General features: G+C 66.2%; 16 protein-coding genes. 6 read left to right on the forward strand and 10 right to left on the reverse strand.

Features of this window, described 5'->3' with window-relative positions; translation table 11 throughout:
• Position 1 precedes the first annotated feature (1 nt).
• Entirely contained in the window at positions 2-1210 is a 1209-nt protein-coding gene (locus tag QA609_RS00420; RefSeq protein ID WP_278300605.1) for a phosphoglycerate kinase, read from the reverse strand.
• Between the two features lie 29 nt (positions 1211-1239).
• The gene (gene gap / locus QA609_RS00425) at positions 1240-2310 is read right to left on the reverse strand and encodes a type I glyceraldehyde-3-phosphate dehydrogenase (RefSeq protein WP_278300606.1); all 1071 of its coding nucleotides are present in this window, start codon (positions 2308-2310) and stop codon (positions 1240-1242) included.
• Positions 2311-2451: 141 nt separating this feature from the next.
• On the opposite strand from gap, the gene QA609_RS00430 reads away from it, so the two are divergent.
• Entirely contained in the window at positions 2452-3693 is a 1242-nt protein-coding gene (locus tag QA609_RS00430; protein WP_278300607.1) for a glycosyltransferase, read from the forward strand.
• Between the two features lie 103 nt (positions 3694-3796).
• Positions 3797-4690 (forward strand): universal stress protein, encoded by an 894-nt coding sequence (locus QA609_RS00435; RefSeq protein WP_278300608.1) that lies wholly within the window; start codon positions 3797-3799, stop codon positions 4688-4690.
• Positions 4691-4730: 40 nt separating this feature from the next.
• On the opposite strand, the gene QA609_RS00440 is transcribed toward QA609_RS00435, so the two are convergent.
• Positions 4731-6104, reverse strand: coding sequence for an ADP-dependent glucokinase/phosphofructokinase (locus tag QA609_RS00440; RefSeq protein WP_278300609.1), 1374 nt, complete (start codon positions 6102-6104; stop codon positions 4731-4733).
• 105 nt (positions 6105-6209) lie between these two features.
• Here QA609_RS00440 and ppsA point away from each other — a divergent pair, with 105 nt between their 5' ends.
• Positions 6210-8489 carry a pyruvate, water dikinase gene (gene ppsA, locus QA609_RS00445; protein ID WP_278300610.1) on the forward strand — a complete coding sequence of 760 codons (2280 nt, stop codon included), beginning with the start codon at positions 6210-6212 and terminating at the stop codon, positions 8487-8489.
• Positions 8490-8654: 165 nt separating this feature from the next.
• Here ppsA and QA609_RS00450 read toward each other — a convergent pair whose 3' ends face one another.
• The 3 genes from QA609_RS00450 to QA609_RS00460 all read right to left on the reverse strand — a co-directional run bounded on the left by QA609_RS00450 (position 8655) and on the right by QA609_RS00460 (position 10819).
• On the reverse strand, positions 8655-8945 hold the full coding sequence (locus tag QA609_RS00450; RefSeq protein ID WP_278300611.1) for a hypothetical protein: 291 nt from the start codon (positions 8943-8945) through the stop codon (positions 8655-8657).
• Positions 8946-9164: 219 nt separating this feature from the next.
• A complete protein-coding gene (locus tag QA609_RS00455) occupies positions 9165-10034 on the reverse strand; it encodes a class 1 fructose-bisphosphatase (RefSeq protein ID WP_278300612.1) in 870 nt (289 codons plus the stop codon).
• A complete protein-coding gene (locus tag QA609_RS00460) occupies positions 10031-10819 on the reverse strand; it encodes a class I fructose-bisphosphate aldolase (protein ID WP_278300613.1) in 789 nt (262 codons plus the stop codon). Before QA609_RS00460 ends, QA609_RS00455 begins: the two co-directional genes overlap by 4 nt.
• 208 nt (positions 10820-11027) lie before the next feature.
• Here QA609_RS00460 and QA609_RS00465 point away from each other — a divergent pair, with 208 nt between their 5' ends.
• Together QA609_RS00465 and QA609_RS00470 are read left to right on the forward strand one after the other, a co-directional pair.
• Positions 11028-11882 carry a 3-hydroxyacyl-CoA dehydrogenase NAD-binding domain-containing protein gene (locus QA609_RS00465; protein ID WP_278300614.1) on the forward strand — a complete coding sequence of 285 codons (855 nt, stop codon included), beginning with the start codon at positions 11028-11030 and terminating at the stop codon, positions 11880-11882.
• A 67-nt stretch (positions 11883-11949) separates the two neighbouring features.
• The gene (locus QA609_RS00470; protein WP_278300615.1) at positions 11950-12381 is read left to right on the forward strand and encodes a hypothetical protein; all 432 of its coding nucleotides are present in this window, start codon (positions 11950-11952) and stop codon (positions 12379-12381) included.
• Here the strand turns inward: QA609_RS00470 and QA609_RS00475 are convergent.
• The gene (locus QA609_RS00475; RefSeq protein WP_278300616.1) at positions 12378-13424 is read right to left on the reverse strand and encodes a phytoene/squalene synthase family protein; all 1047 of its coding nucleotides are present in this window, start codon (positions 13422-13424) and stop codon (positions 12378-12380) included. The two genes, QA609_RS00470 and QA609_RS00475, sit on opposite strands and share 4 nt — an antisense overlap.
• A 203-nt stretch (positions 13425-13627) precedes the next feature.
• Between QA609_RS00475 and QA609_RS00480 the strand changes: the two genes are divergently transcribed.
• Complete coding sequence (locus tag QA609_RS00480; RefSeq protein WP_278300617.1) at positions 13628-14773, forward strand: acyl-CoA dehydrogenase; 1146 nt, start codon at positions 13628-13630, stop codon at positions 14771-14773.
• 4 nt (positions 14774-14777) lie between these two features.
• Here the strand turns inward: QA609_RS00480 and QA609_RS00485 are convergent, their stop codons facing one another.
• Genes QA609_RS00485 through QA609_RS00495 form a run of 3 tightly spaced genes read right to left on the reverse strand, consistent with a single transcriptional unit; the run spans position 14778 to position 16265 of the window.
• Complete coding sequence (locus tag QA609_RS00485; protein WP_278300618.1) at positions 14778-14993, reverse strand: hypothetical protein; 216 nt, start codon at positions 14991-14993, stop codon at positions 14778-14780.
• 29 nt (positions 14994-15022) lie between these two features.
• Complete coding sequence (locus tag QA609_RS00490) at positions 15023-15310, reverse strand: PadR family transcriptional regulator (protein ID WP_278300619.1); 288 nt, start codon at positions 15308-15310, stop codon at positions 15023-15025.
• A 31-nt stretch (positions 15311-15341) separates the two neighbouring features.
• Positions 15342-16265: a DUF3267 domain-containing protein gene (locus QA609_RS00495; RefSeq protein ID WP_278300620.1), complete on the reverse strand. Its 924-nt coding sequence runs from the start codon at positions 16263-16265 to the stop codon at positions 15342-15344.
• Between the last annotated feature and the right edge of the window lie 37 nt (positions 16266-16302).

The following is a 16302-nucleotide window of genomic DNA, read 5'->3' on the forward strand; positions in this document are numbered from 1 at the left end:
TTCAGGCCTCTCCCTCGAGTACCTCGACGCCGACGAGCGGCTCCCCGGTGAGCGCGCGAACGTACGCGCCGCCGGCGACCGTGACGCGCGAGAAACCGTCCTCGTCGAAGTCGTACAGTTCGACGACGCGGGCGGTGTCGCCGCCGCCGACGACCGAGAAACAGTCGGTCCCGGCGATCGCCGAGACGACCGTCACGGTCCCGTGGGCGAACCGCTCGTCCTCGAAGACGCCGAGTGCGCCTTTGACGAACACCGCGTCGGCGTCCTCGACGACGTCGGCGTAGCGATCGGCCGTCTCGGAACCGACGTCGAGGAACGGTCGGTCCTTCTCGACTCTCTCGAGCGACGCTTCCGCGCGTTTGCCGTCGTCCTCGTAGGCCAAGTCGGTCGGGAGCGACAGTCGGTCGCGGTAGGCATCGAGGGTACGCTCGAGTCGATCACGATGGTCGTCCCACTGGTGGTCGAAAAGCGACGTCTCGGCGGCGTCGTAGCCCACGTCGTACCCGTCCGCCCGCAGGAAGAGTTCGCCGACGACGCCGCCGAGACAGAACCGGTCGACGGTGTCGTCGAGTCGCTCGATGATCGGGATGACGTCCTCGGCTTTCGTCCCGCCCAGGACCATCGTGACCGGACCGTCGAACTCCCGCTCCCGGACGGCCGTGATCGCCGTGTACTCCTGTTCCATCACGCGCCCCGCGTACGCGTCCATGACGCGCGGAAAGCCGACGATCGAGGCGTGGGAACGATGCGCGGCCGAGTACGCATCCCCGACGTAGGCGTCGAACTTCGGGGCGAGCGTCCGAACGAAGTCCGTCTCGGCTTTCACGTCCGGCTCTTCCTCGGGTAACTCCTCGTCGCACATCCGGGCGTTCTCGAGGAGGAGCACGTCGCCCGACTCGAGGTCGTCGATAGCTGCGAGCGCGTCCTCGCCGTACGTGTCTGCGACGAACTCGACGGGGTGATCGAGGTGGTCGGCGAGGATCTCGGCGTGTTGCTCGAGCGAGACGAACGTGTCCCGGCCCGGCCGACCCTGGTGGGCAAGCAGGGCGACCGCGTGGTCGTCCGCGAGCAGTTCCCGGATGGTTTCGGCGTGGCTTGCGAACCGGCGACTGTCCTGTGCGATCCCGTCCTCGACGGCGGCGTTGACGTCGATCCGGACGAGCAGGCGTCGCCCAGGTTCGAGGTCGTCGATAGTTCGAAACGTAGTCATGGCTGGAAAGTACTGCTCGCGTGTCTCCGTCAGTGGACGACGGTTCGCCCGGCATCGATGCTCTCCGACTCGGCCGCGACGTGTTTCGCGAGTTTGATCATCTGGTTCGAGAAGCCGTACTCGTTGTCGTACCAGGCGAGCACTTTCACGGTGTCGTTGGCTGCGACCATCAGTGATTCGAGGTCGACGTACGAGGCAAAGGGCAACCCGACGATGTCCCGCGAGACGATCTCGTCGTCGGTGTAGCCGAGGACGCCGGCCAGGTCGTCGTCGGCCGCCGCCCGGATCGCGTCGATCACTTCGTCCCGCTCGACGTCTTCCTCGATGTTGACGGTGATGTCGGTGATCGAGCCGTTCGGGACCGGTACCCGCATCGCCATCCCCTCGAGTTTGCCCTCGAACTCAGGGAGCACCTCGCTGGTCGCACCGGCCGCCCCGGTCGTCGTCGGGACGATGTTCTCGGCAGCGGCGCGGCCGCGCCGTCGCTTGGCCATGGGGCCGTCCACGAGCCCCTGGCTTCCGGTGTAGGCGTGGACGGTCGTCAGGAGTCCGGAGACGACGTCGAACTCCTCGTCGAGGACCTTCAGGACCGGCGCGACCGAGTTCGTCGTACAGGAGGCGTTCGAGAGGACGTCGTCGCCGTCGTACTCCTCGTGGTTGACGCCGTAGACGAACATCGGTACCTCCTTCTCGCCCTTCGGCGGCGCCGAGATGATGACCTTGTCCGCGCCTGCCTCGAGGTGCTGTGCAGCCTCGTCACGGGTCCGGAACAACCCCGTCGCTTCGAAGGCGACGTCGACGTCCAGTTCGTCCCACGGGAGTTCCGACGGCTCGCGCTCGGAGAGCAACCGGAACTCCTGGTCGTCCACCAAGAGCGTGTCACTGCGGCGAGAGACGCCGTCGAGCCGGCCGTGGACCGAGTCGTAGGTGAGCAGATACTCCATGTCGTCGTCGTCCATCACGTCGTTAATCGCCACGATATCGACGTCGTCGTGGGTCAGCGACGCACGGAGGAGACAGCGTCCGACCCGTCCGAAGCCGTTGAGCCCGATTCGAAGCGTTTCGCCGGTTTCCGAGCCGCCGTTCGTCTTCGCACTCATGATCGAGGCTCCACCCCCTGCGGGTAAATTTGTTGGCCTCGATCCGTCGGATATCGGGAGATAAACGCCCTCTAACCCGTCGATCCGCGTTTCTGACCCCAACTGATACGAGCGTCGTCGTGGTGGTGACGTGCACCGACGATGCATCCTCCCTCACTCCCGAACCGGTCGATCGAGGCCTACGCCACCGTGACGGGAGACGACCGCCTCGAGCGACTCCGCGAACTCGCCGAGACGCTGTCGGACGTCCGGATCCTGCACGTCAATTCGACTGCGACGGGCGGCGGCGTCGCGGAGTTGCTCCGCTCGATCGTGCCGGTCTGTAACGACCTCGGCATCGACACCGACTGGCTCGTCATGGACGCCGACGACGACTTCTTCGAGGTCACGAAGGCGGTCCACAACGGCCTCCAGGGGAGCGGCGAGCCGTTGACCGACGAGATGAAAGCGACCTATCGCGAGGTGACAGAGCGGAACGCGGCCGAGATCGAAGACGAGTACGACCTCGTGCTGGCTCACGATCCGCAGCCGCTGGGCATGCTCGAGCGACTCGAAGAACGGCTCCCGGACGCGCCCATCCTCTGGCGATGTCACGTCGATCTCACCGACTCGGTCGACGACTATCTCGCGTTCGTCTCGGAGTACACCGATCCGATCGATCACGCGATTTTCAGTCGCTCGGAGTACGTGGCGATCGACACGCCGGCGACGAGCATCGTCTACCCGTCGATCGACCCGGTGACGGAGAAGAACCGCTCGCTCGAGGACGAAGAGCTGGCGGCCGAACGCGACCGGCTGGACCCGCTCTCGTTCGACGCGCCGGTGGTGACGCAGGTGTCCCGTTTCGACCCGTGGAAGGATCAGTTCGGGACGCTCGAGGCGTACCGAACCGCCACGGAGGAGGTGCCGGAGCTCCAGCTGGCGCTGGCCGGCGGGATGGCTGGGGACGATCCGGAGGGACTGGAGCTGTACGAGCAGGTCGCCGAGAAAGCGGTCGGTGATCCGGACGTTCACGTCCTGACTGACCTCCCAGACACGACGATAAACGCCCTCCAGCGGCTGTCGGACGTCGTCGTCCAGAAGTCACTGCGCGAGGGGTTTGGCCTCGTCGTCTCGGAGGCGCTCTGGAAGCGCACGCCGGTCGTCGGCTCGACGGTCGGCGGGATCCCGCTCCAGGTCGAGGACGGCCGGAACGGCTACCTCGTCGATCCCGATGACGCGACGGGTGCTGGCGATCGGATCGTCGCTCTTCTCGAGAACGACGAGCGCCGTCGATCGTTCGGCGACAGTGCCCGGGAACACGTCCGGGAACGGTTCCTGCTGCCCAGACAGCTGGTGGATCTCCTCGAGATTTTCGTCGACGCTGTAGAACCCGATTCCTGAGACGGTCAGGAATCGGTACGAGAAGCCGCGACGGCACCGACGCCACCTATCTGACCCCCACACAGTTATGCGCGGAGACGGTGAAGCAACGCAGGACGATCCCATGAGCCGGTTCATCGAATCGATACTGATACCGACCGACGGCAGCGACGGGGCACTCGCAGGAGCCAAACGCGGGATCGCGCTCGCGTCGCAAATCGACGCGGACGTCCACGTACTGTCGATCGTCGAATCCCGATTCCAGGCGTCGGATCTCGACGAACTGGATCTCCTGTCGTTCGAAGAGAACGCCGAGGAGGCAGTCGAGGCAGTCGCGCAACTGGCCACGGACCACGACGACGAAATAGCCGTCACGACCACGATCAGGGAGGGGACTCCGTTCCAGTCGATCAGAGAGTACGCCAGTCGACGCGAGATCGACGTCATCGCCATGGGGACGAAAGGCCGAACGGGTCTCGACAGAGTGCTCCTCGGCAGCGTGACCGAGAACGTCCTCCGAACGGCCCGGACCCCCGTACTCGCGGTTCCACCGAACCCCGACGAACCCGCAATCGCCGACGTCCCGTTCGATCGATTTCTCTTGCCCACGGACGGCAGCGACGGTGCGGCGATCGCAACCGATTGGGGGATCGAACTCGCGAGCCGACTCGAGTCGTCGATACACGCGCTCTACTCGATCGACACGAGTCCGCTCGGTGACGAGCGAGAGAGCGACGAACTCCTCGAGGCTCTCGAGAGCAGGGGCGAAGCGGCACTCGACGCGGTCCGGGAGCGCGGCGAGGACGTCGGGGTGACCGTCTCGGGATCGACCGTGACCGGCGCTCCGGTGAGGGTGATCCCCTCCTACGCGACCGAGAACGACGTCGACCTGATCGTCATGGGGACCCACGGCCGGACGGGGATCGGCCAGTGGTTCCTCGGGAGCGTGACCGAAAACGTCGTCCGCCAGGCAGACGTGCCGGTGTTTTGCGTGCCGGTCAGCGCCCAGGAGCCGTGACGTCCTCCGGCGACTACCGCTTGCCGCCGTCCCGGAGCCGCTATCGGCCGCTGGCCACGGCGAGTTCCAGGACGAAACTCGAGGCGGAGACGATGTCGCCGATGCCGACCGTTCCTGCCGGTTCGTCGACGACGCGATTGGGGCAAGCGGCGACCGTGGGAGTCTCGAGGACGCCGTCCTCGGCCGTCTTGCCGACGTGATCGGCCAGCAGTTCGATCGCTTCCCGGCCCAACTCCGAGCGCTCGTACTCCAGCCCGGTTTCGAGGTCCTCGGGTTCGGAGATGTGTCCCAGCGCCGCCTTCGTCGCGGCGTTGACGGCGGAAAACTCGAGCCCCCGTCGAAGCGCCTCCGGCGAGTGGTACGACTCCATCACGGCCAGATGGTACTCCATCGCGTGTAACTGCAGACAGTCGACGCCGAGTTCCTCGCGGACCGCCTCGAGCATCCGGTAGTGGTCGAGGATCTCCTCGGGTTCGAACGGGGTCGCCTCCGACGGCGGCTCGTCGACGGCGTCGATACCCGCGTCGTCGTGCAGCATCGTCAGTTCGTGCGTATCGGCGCCGACGACGTTCGCCTCCGGCAGGATCCACTCGTACATGCTCTCCCTGAGGTCGTCGTCGTGGGTGACCGCGTACTCGACGTGGACGTCGACGTCGCTCCCGGACCGGAGCCGATGGATGACGTCTCTCGCGTGACGGTGGGTCTCCTCGTACCCCTCTTCGACGTGGTCGGGCGTGAGGTTGTGATACCCCGCCAGCAAGGCGCCGTCGACGTCCTCGCCGACCTGATCGATTTCCTCGTCGAGATCCCCCGCAGAGAGGTCGAACTCCGGCGGCCTCGAGGCGGCGATGAACCGGGTGTCTTCCGGCGCGGTCACGCCGAAAAACTCGTCTCCCTCTCTGAACTCGAACACCCAGTTGATCTTCGTCCGATCCGTGTTGACGGCCTCGGAGAGAGGGACGTGGCGCACCTGCCCGTCCTCGACGGTCGGATACCGCACCTCGTCGGGGTGGTCGAACATCGAGAGCTGTCGCTCCGAAATCAGGTAGGTGTACGTGATCGGCGCCGTTCCCAGCGCGGTGAGCAAGTTCGTCATGATCCCCGCCTGACCGCCCATCTGCTGGCTGTCGGGCTCGAGTTCCGCCTCGAGCGTCGTCGCGAACTCGTCGGCCATCGCGATCTCGTCTCCTCGGCCGGCGGCCATCGTGTGTGCGATCGCCGCCGCGAGTTCCCGTTTCGACGTCAGCGGACTCGGCGGGACGTCCGCACCGGGATCGGTCGGTCGCTCGAGGAACGACTCGAGTTCCTCGTCGACCCGAACGATCGCGTCGACGTTCGCGTTGTAAGCGACGAATACGGGTAACTCCTCGAGTGCGGCGACGTCCGCCTCCAGTTGGGCGTGGGCGTCCTGCATAGCAGGGCTCCCTCCCAGACGCAGGGGGTTAATCCTGGGGTGCTCGTGCCGTCCGTCGCCCCCCTGCGAACTTATTGTCGTCCGCGTGGTCCGAGTGACAGGCCGATGTCACGAGACTCGTTCGTCCGATCGCTAGAAGGGTTGAGCGGCGACGACACCGACGCCGTCGGCGGCAAGAGCGCGAACCTCGGCGAACTCGCCGACCTCGACGTCCCCGTCCTGCCGGGATTCACGACGACCGCGTCGGCCTACGACTACTACGTCGAGGAGACCGGCATCCACGCCGAGATCGAGTCGCAACTCGAGGGGCTGGACGTCGACGACGTCGCGGACCTCCAGCGACGCGGCGAGCGGATCAGGCGCACGATTTCGGAGGCGTCGATGCCGCCGGCACTCGAGTCGGTGATCCGCGAGCGGTACGTCGAACTGGGCGACGAACTCGGGATCGACGATCCGGAGGTCGCGGTCAGGAGTTCCGCGACCGCGGAGGACCTCCCGGAGGCCTCCTTCGCCGGCCAGCAGGAGACGTTTCTCAACGTCGCCGGCGAGACGGAACTGCTCGAGTCGATCAAACACTGTTTCGCCTCGCTGTTTACCGACCGCGCGATCGTCTACCGCGAGAACAACGACTTCGACCACTTCGACGTCAAACTCGCCTGCGCGGTTCAGAAGATGGGCCGGGCGGACCTGGCCTCGTCGGGCGTCCTGTTCACGCTCGACCCCGATACGGGGTTCGACGAGGTCGTCACGATCGAGGCCGCCTACGGCTTCGGCGAACCGATCGTCCAGGGCGTCGTCGACCCCGACCGGTACGTCGTCTTCAAGCCGACGACGGGTATCGTCGAGAAGGAGTGCGGCGGCAAGGCCCAGCGGATGGTCCGCCGAAACGGGGGCACCAAACTCGAGTCGGTGCCGGAGGAAAAACGAGCGGAGTTCGCGCTCTCGGACGATCGAATCCGCGAACTGGCACAGTACGCGACCCGGATCGAGGACCACTTCGGGACGCCACAGGACATCGAGTGGCTCGTCGACGGGGACCTCGACGAACTGTTCGTCGTTCAGGCCAGGCCCGAGACGGTCCACGGGGCAGCCGAGGGGAACGTCCTCCGCACGTACAGCCTCGAGGAGACCGACGAGCCACTGCTCGAGGGGGTTGCGATCGGGAACGCGATCGGAAGCGGCACCGTTCGCGTGCTCTCGGACCACCGGGAGATGGATCAGGTCGAGGAGGGCGACGTCCTCGTCACCGAGATGACCGACCCCGACTGGGTGCCGGTGATGAAGCGCGCGAGCGCCATCGTCACCGATAGAGGGGGCAAGACCTCTCACGCCGCGATCGTCTCCCGCGAACTGGGCATCCCCGCGATCGTTCGGACCGGAGCGGCGACGGAGTCGCTGTCGAACGGCGATACCGTCACCGTCGACTGCGCGGCCGACACCGGTCGCGTCTACGAGGGCGAACTCGAGTACGACGTCACCGAGGAGGTCGTCGACGACCTCCCCACAACCGACACCGACGTCAAGTTGATCCTCGGCGATCCCGGGCGGGCGTTCGCGCTCGCGAACCTCCCCGTCGACGGCGTCGGCCTGGCCCGTGAGGAGTTCATCGTCACCTCCCACGTCGGCTCCCACCCGCTCGAGTTGCTCGAGCGCGGCGAGGAGGAGCAGTTCGTCGATGCCCTCCGGACGGGGATCGCGAAGATCGGCGCCGCGTTCTACCCCGACGAGGTCATCTTCCGGCTCAGCGACTTCAAGACCGACGAGTACCGCAACCTCGAGGGCGGCTGGAAGTACGAACCCGAGGAGGCGAACCCGATGCTCGGCTGGCGCGGCGCCTCCCGGTACTACGACGAGGCGTTCCGGGACGCGTTCCGCCTCGAGTGCGAGGCGCTCCGACAGGTTCGCGAGGAGGTTGGACTCGACAACGTCATCGTGATGGTCCCGTTCTGCCGAACGCCCGAGGAGGGCGGGCGCGTGCTCGAGATCATGGACGAGTACGGCCTCTCGAGCGACGAGATGGACGTCTACGTGATGGCTGAACTCCCCGCGAACATCGTGCTCGCGGATCGGTTCGCGGATCTGTTCGACGGGTTCTCGATCGGCTCGAACGATCTCACACAGCTGACGCTGGGCGTCGATCGCAACTCGGAGAAACTCGCGCCGCTGTTCGACGAGACCGACGACTCGGTGACGCGGTCGATCAGTTCGCTCATCGAGGAGGCCCACCGTCACGACCGACCGGTCGGCATCTGCGGCGACGCGCCCTCGACGATTCCGGAGTACACCGAATTCCTGCTCGAGGAAGGCATCGACTCGATTTCGGTCTCGCCGGACGTCGCGGTGGAGACGATGCTGACGGTCTCGGAGTTCGAATCCTCGGAGTAGTTCCGTGGCTCCGTTTCGGCCGGATGGGTGCGAGGGACTGGAGTGACGAATCCGCCTCGAAAGCGAACTGCCGGTACGGCCTATCTGCACCGGAATTCGAGCAGGGGCCGTGAGAACCGGAGCATCAGACAATGCGACGCCAACAACCGCGGATACCGTCGTTGGCTACGCGACGAGCCCAGTGTCGATTGCGAGGGCGGCGAGAAGAACGAGACCGACGCCGCCGATTCGAACGGCTCCTGCGAGGACCGCTCGTTCCGCCGGAACCGATTCGGCGACGGCAAGTACGCTGAAAAACCAGCCCGCGGTCATCCAGCCGGAGTAACCGCGAACGAACGACAGCGTGAAGCAGGTAGCTGCCAGCAAAAAGAGGAGCCCGTTGGCCGGCCATCCGGCCGGCTCCTCGAATATCCACGCGAACCAGCGCGACCGTGACTCCGTTTTCGAACTCGCCATTGGTGGACAATTTGTGTCAGCAAGGTATAAAACCGGTTCGTCGAAGATCGACTCCCGGTTCAGTGAGTCGTGTTCCGACGATTGAACCACTCGGACCGGCTCGTACACGACGCAGCCTCGAGCCGATCGTACTCGAGACAGCCCCGGTAGACGTCGCTGGTCCTCGATTCACCGAACGCGATCCGTCGACCGCGAGCGATGCGCAAAACAGGGCTCGTCCTAGGCGAGCGCGTCCTCGAGGCGGTCGATCAGTTCGTCGTTGCCGACGTGTAGCGGCACGCGGTCGTGGAGGTCGTCGGGCTCGACCTCGAGGATCGACTGGCTCCCGTCCGAGGAGCTGCCGCCCGCGGTTTCGACGAGGTGCGCGATGGGGTTCCCCTCGAACTGCAGGCGGAGCTTGCCGCGGGGATTACCCTCGAGGGCGGGGTAGGCGAAGATCCCGCCGTAGGTGAGCACCTGGTTGACGTCGCCGATCATCGCGCCGCCGTAGCGGAGCTTGTGGTCCGGATCGGACTCGATCTCGCGGACGTAGGCCTCGAACTCGTCCGACCAGTGAGGGACGCGACCACCGAAACCGTAGACGAGGGGGTCCTCGGGGAGGCTGACGTCCTCGTCGACGACGCTGCGGTCGTCGTCCGTCAGCTCGTACTTCTCGACGACTCCGTCCCGGGCGAGGGCCATCGTCGTGATCGGCCCGTAGAGCACCCAGCCCGAGGCGACGAGCGAGGTTCCCGGCGCGGGGAGGGGCTCGTCGTAGATCCCGAACACCGTCCCCATCGTGTTGTTCGACTTGAGGTTCGAGGAGCCGTCGAGGGGATCGACGCCGACCGAGAGGCCGCCCTCGTCCCCGCAGTCGATCGTCTCGAGGCGCTCCTCGCTCGCGTACTGGCAGACCCCGTCGATCGACGAGATGCGGTCGGCGAGCAGGTCGTCGGCCCAGACGTCGGCCTCGGCCTGGGTCTCACCGCTGGGGTTCTCCGCGTCGGCGTCCTCTCGTCGGCCGACGAGGCCGTCCCTGATCTCGGGCGCCGACCCCGCGATCGTCTCGACCACCTCGTCGACCGCGCGACCGTCGTCGCGTCCGGTCATTCCTCGAGGGCTGCGTCGGCGGTCTCCTCCTCGAAGATCACCCTCTCGAGGGCGTCGAGGATCCGCGTGGGGTTCTCGCGCTGCCAGACGTTGCGGCCGACGGCCAGCCCCTTCGCGCCGGCGCTGACGGCGGACTCGACCGTCGAGAGGAACTCGTAGTCCGACGTCTTCGAGCCGCCGCTCATGACGACGTTCATATCGCCTGCGGCCTTGCAGGCGTGTTCCATCGCCTCGGAGCTACCGGGGTACTTGACCTTCGCGATGTCGGCGCCCAGCTCGAGGCCGAGGCGGGTCGCGTAGGAGATGGTGCTCGGCTTGGTATCGTTTTTCAGCCCCTGGCCGCGGGGGTACGACCACATGACGACCGGGAGGTCGTGCTCGCGGGCGTCCTCCTGGACGTCGCGGAACTCCTCGGCCATCTCGACCTCGTGGTTCGAGCCGCCGTAGAGCGTGAAACCGATAGCGTCGGCGCCGAGTTCGGCCGCGTAGTCGACCGAACAGTTTACGGCGGAGTCGTACTCGCCCATCCAGAGGTTCGAGGTGCCGTTTACCTTCAACAGGAGGTTGACGTCGTCCTCGTAGCTGGGGTAGTACCCCTCCGCGATCCCCTTCTGGACGGCCATGCAGGTGACGGCGTCGTGGGTCGCCGTCTCGAACACCGTCGACGGGTCGAGCTTCTCCGGGACGTCCTCGAAGTCGACGGGACCGTGCTCGAGGCCGTGGTCCATCGCGAGAATCAGTGACTTGCCGTCGCGAACGATCGGAGAGTCGTCGATCGGAATCATCTGTTAGACGGTCCACCGTGTCGGTATATATCTCTGGTGGTCTACCTGATAAAAATTACTTACAGCCGTAGTAAGACTCACTCTCGGTCGACGATCGTTGGATACTATCCCCCTTCGAAGCCACAATAAATAATACGACGTCCCGGCTCCGGCGACGTCCCACACGATCGATCGGCACGTTTACGGCACCGATAAGCAAAGTCCGCCTATGGTACGCGATCAGATCGACCGGATCGGCGTCGTCGGCGCGGGAACGATGGGCAGCGGGATCGCACAGGTCGCCGCGACGACCGGGTACGACGTCGTGCTCCGAGACATCGAACGGGAGTTCGTCGAGAGCGGGTTCGAGACGATCGAGGACAGCCTCGGTCGCCTCGAGCACCGCGACGCCCTCGAGGAGGATCCCGAGACGATTCGCGGTCGGATCGAGGGGACGACCGCCATCGACGAACTCGGCGACTGCGACCTCGTCGTCGAGGCCGCCCTCGAGGAGATGGACGTCAAACAGGAGATCTTCGCGGAGCTGGAGCGAGTCTGCGACGAGGACGTGTTGCTCGCGACGAACACGAGCACCCTCTCGATCACGACGATCGCCTCCGAACTCGACCGCCCGGAGCGGGTGATCGGCCTGCACTTCATGAACCCCGTCCCGATCATGGAGGGCGTCGAGGTCGTCGTCGGCGAGAAGACGACCGACGACGCGACCGAACTGGCCCACGACCTCGCCGAGGAGCTGGGCAAGACGACCTGGGAGTCCGACGACAAGCCCGGTTTCGTCACGAATCGGATCCTGATGCCCTGGATCAACGAGGGGATCCGGGCCTACGACGAGGGCGTCGCGACGAAAGAAGACATCGACGCGGGGATGGAACTCGGCACGAACGTCCCGATGGGGCCGCTGACGCTGGCCGATCACATCGGCCTCGACATCTGTCTCCACGCCTCCGAGACCCTCCACGAGGAGCTCGGCGATCGGTACAAGCCGGCCTACCTGCTCAAGCGGAAGGTCGAGGCCGGCGACCTCGGGAAGAAGACGGGCGAGGGGTTCTACGAGTACGAGTGACGGCCCCGCCGTCGATCCGACGGCATGCGCGGCAAGCTTTTTACAGGACGGCGAGAACGGTCGACCGATGCCCGGCTACAGCCGTCGGCAGCTCCTCGGTGTGGGTGCGGCCGGCGCCGGGACGGTCCTCGCGGGCGGGTACGGATGGAACCAGTACGCGACGCGCCACCATCTCCGCTTTCGTCCGCTCGAGGCCGTCAACGAGACGGCCGACCCCCTCACGCTCGAGTTCGCCGTCGAGGGGAACGGAATCGAAGCCCAGCGGACGGTCCGGCTGGCGCCGGCCGGCGAGGAGGGGGCGACGCATCTTCCGGGTCGATGGATAAAGAGCGCAGCCGAGTGGACCGTCAGCGCCGAGTACGAGGGTGAGACGCTCGAGATCCGGGCCAGCGAGATCACCGAGCGACTCGAGGGGGCGGGTTGGGGGCCGGACTGTGCGCGCGTCGCGCTGGTCGTGACGGCGACCGGCGAGCTGGAGGCGCGGGTCGGGCCCTGTTAGCGGTGCAGCGGTTTCTCGGCCATTTCCTGGCGGAGATCGCGGAGCTGAGAGCGGGAGACGCCGTCCTCGAACTGTTGGATGACGGCGAACACCTCGGCGCGGGAGATCTTCACGTCGCCCTCGCGGACGACGTCTTCGGGTCGTTCCTGGAGTTCCCGCAGGGTGCCGACCGCGAGCAGGTAGGGGATCGCCCACGCCGAGAGCCGGTTGCCGTGGCGCTCGGGGACGACCTCGAGGTAGCGGTGGGCATCGTCGAGGTAGTTCTCCGCGCGGCCGGTCACTCGCTGGATGACGTTGGTGACGCCGCGCTGGTTGTCGGGTGCGGTGACGGCGTCGGCGTCGACGTTCTCCTCGGCGAGCCACTCCTCGGGGAGGTAGACGTTGTTCTCCTCGTGGTAGTCGCTCTCGACGTCCTTGGCGATGTTGACGAGCTGCAGGAGGAGGGCGAACGAACGGGCGTTCTTGCGCATCTCCTCGGCCCGGTCGGGCGAGGCGCTGCGGGCGACCAGCCCCGTGATCAGGGTACCGACGGTGCCGGCGGCGTACCAGCAGTACTCCTCGAGCTCCTCTAAGGTCTGCAGGCGCAGGCCGCCCTCGTCGGCGTACCGATCCGTGAACATCGCCATCCCGTCGACGAGCTCCCGGACCGGGTCGCGCATGATCTCCCGGGGCTCCTCGTCGAGCGCCTCGAAGGTTCGCAAGACGCGTGGCGTCTCCGCGACGACCTCCCAGTCGGCGTTTGGCTCCTCCGGGATCCAGGGTTCGACGTCGGCCATGAACTGCTCGACCTCGAGGGGGTCGGCCGGATCGAGCAGTCGGTCGTACGCGTTCAACAGCTCGGTCTGGGTCTCGGCCGGAACGTGACCCGCGTCCTCGATCGTGTCGGCGACGCGACAGAGGAGATAGCCGAGGCAGATGTGTCTCGCCATCGGTTCGTCGAGGCGATCGATCGTGATCGAGAAGGTCCGAGAGACCCCGTGTACCGCCTCGTAGCACCACTCGAGGTCGGTATCGAGGTTTGTTTCAGGCTGGCCCGTTGTCATCTACTCGATACGGTTTGGTTCCCATCCCGGAAAAACGCCGCGGTCGCGGCGCGTCGTTCCGTTACGGATTCTCGCGGAGCCGACCGGTCACCGAATCCGACCGGAGCGATCGACCCGTCGCCCGAAAACGCCGAACGACGCGCTCGGAGTCGACGTCCTCGCGGAGAGACAATAATAAATAATCAACCTCGCAATATCTGCGTATGGAGTTTGCACTCTCGGCCGAGCAGCGCCAGATTCGGGAGATGGTCTCGGAGTTCGTCGACGAGGAGATCGTCCCCGTCGCGAGCGAGATCGATCACGACGACGAGTTCCCCGCCGACCTCGTCGACGAGATGGCCGAACTCGGGCTGATGGGGATGCCGTTCCCCGAGGAGTACGGCGGTGCCGGACTGGATTATCACTCCTATGCGATCGGCCTCGAGGAGATCTCGCGGGGCTCGGGCGGCCTGGGAACGGTCGTCGCCGCCCACATCTCGCTCGCCGGAAACATGCTCTACGAGTTCGGCGACGAGGCCCAAAAAGAGGAGTACCTGACGCCGCTGGCCGAAGGAAGCGACGTCGGCGCGTTCGCGCTCTCGGAGGCCGGCGCGGGTAGCGACGTCCCGGCGATGGAGACCACCGCCGAGAAAGAGGGCGACGAGTACGTTATCGACGGCGGCAAGCTCTGGATCTCGAACGGTTCGGTCGCAGATACCGTTACCGTCTTCGCCAAGACCGATCCCGACGCGGGCAACAAGGGGATCTCGTCGTTCGTCGTCCGCCCCGGCGAGGACGACGGCTTCCACGTCGAGGGCACCGAGGAGAAACTCGGCGACAAGGGCTGTCCGACCGCGGAACTGCGCTTCGACGGTCTCCGGATTCCCGAGGACCGCCTACTCGGCGAAGAGGGAGAGGGGTTCGTCCAGGCCCTGAAGACCCTAAACGGCGGACGGATTACCATCGCGGCTCGCGGCGTCGGCATCGCCCGCGCGGCCTTAGACGAGGCCCGCGACTACGCCAACGAGCGCGAGCAGTTCGACCAGCCGATCGGCGAGTTCCAGGCGATCAAGCACAAGCTCGCGGATATGGACACGAAGATCCAGGCCGCCAAGCTGCTGATGCACAAGGCCGCGGACAAGAAGATCCGCGGCGAGGACTACATCAAGGCCTCGGCGCAGGCCAAGCTGTACGCCTCCGAGGTGAGCCGCGAGGTCGCAAACGAGGGAATTCAGATCCACGGCGGCTACGGCTACACGAAGGACTTCCCCGCCGAGCGGTTCTACCGCGACGCCAAACTCAACGAGATCTACGAGGGGACGAGCGAGGTGCTGCGGAACACGATCGGCGATCAGGTCCTCGAGGAGTGATCGACTACTCCGCGTTCGGTTCAGCGTTCTCGTCCGTGTCCGCCGTCGACGACGTCATCGCGTAGGGAATCGTGACGGCGGCCAGGATCGCCGCTCCGAACACCGATCCGAAGATCGCGTCCGAACCGAGCGCGGTCGCGAGGCCCAGCGCGGCGCCCACGAGTATCACGAGCAGCAGGATGATCGCGTTCAACTGTCGCTTCAGCTGAGTGTCAACCATACCTACTTCTATACGATCGAACACATATGCTATTCGGCCGTCTCCTCGAGACACGTCCGAACCCACTCGCCGTGGTCGTGAACCCGCCGCTCGCCCGCCTCGGTCAGCGCGTAGACGTCGTGGAGCCCCTCCGTTCGCTTCTCGACGAACCCCGTCTCGACCAGCGCCGACAGCGAGCCGTAGAACGACTTCGGATCGAGACGGTCGTCGTAGTGGGACTCGAGGCGGGACTTGAGTTGCTGGCCGCGCAGTTCGCCCTCGGCCGCGAGCAGGAAACAGAGATCCCGGCGGCGGCCGCTCTGAAGCCACTTGCTCATACCGGGCGATCGATCCGCGCTCGCTCGAGGGTTACGGTTTCGCGAGGGTTCCGACTATCGCCCAGGCGAGGCCGCCGCCGAGGGCGATCGCGGCGAGATACCGGGCGCCGATCTCGAGGACGACGATCCCCGTATGGAGCTCGTGGCGAAGCAGCGTCCACCCGCCGAGGTCGACGACGACGGTTCCCGTGTCGACCGCGAGCGATCGAAAGACCAGTCCGACGAGGACCGCCGCGAGCGCGACCGCCGTTGCCGCGGCGCCGACGGCGGTCCGCGAGAGGAACTCGCGTCCGGGGAGCCGTTCGGTGCGGTCCCGTTCGGACCCGTTCGGGCCCGCCGGGGCGTAGATCCCGAACCCTCGAGCGTCCGCTCGCGGGTGGTCGCCGACGCGCACCTCGGCCGGATACCGCCAGAGCGCGAGCGCCATCCAAAGGTCGCCGACCGAACCCGCCGCGTTGACCGCCAGCGGGACGAGCCAGATCGGGGACGGACGGATCGCCATCGCGACCAGCCCCGCCGTGGTACCGATCACGAGCGGTGCAAGGAGGACGACGAGTAGCTGGTTCCGGCCGTAGCTGGCGGCGCCACCCCGAGCGTAGGCGTAGGGAAAGACGACCGAGACGCCGATCCCGTAGGACGGCGAGTCGCCGTATCGGGCCATGAACAGTCCGTGGACGAGTTCGTGGGCGACGACCGAGAGCACGCCGAGTCCGATCGCGACGAGCAGGGCCGGACCGCCGTGGGACAACATCCCGGTCGAGAGGACGATCGGCTCGAGGGAAGCCCCGTGGATCGCGGCGAGGGCGGCGCCGAACGCGTACGCCGACGCGAAGAAGCCGACGACCGAGACGAGAACCAGTCCGACGGCGCTCGACCGGGTGAGCCGAACCGTCTCGATCGGCTCTTCGGTCGCGGCGTCGTCGATCGCGGTTCCGTTCGGCGTCGCGACTGACACGTTCGTCCCTCTCGCGAGCGAAACGAAAGCGGTGTCG

Origin of the sequence: Natronococcus sp. A-GB7 (assembly GCF_029688865.1) — an archaeon.
Lineage (GTDB): Archaea > Halobacteriota > Halobacteria > Halobacteriales > Natrialbaceae > Natronococcus.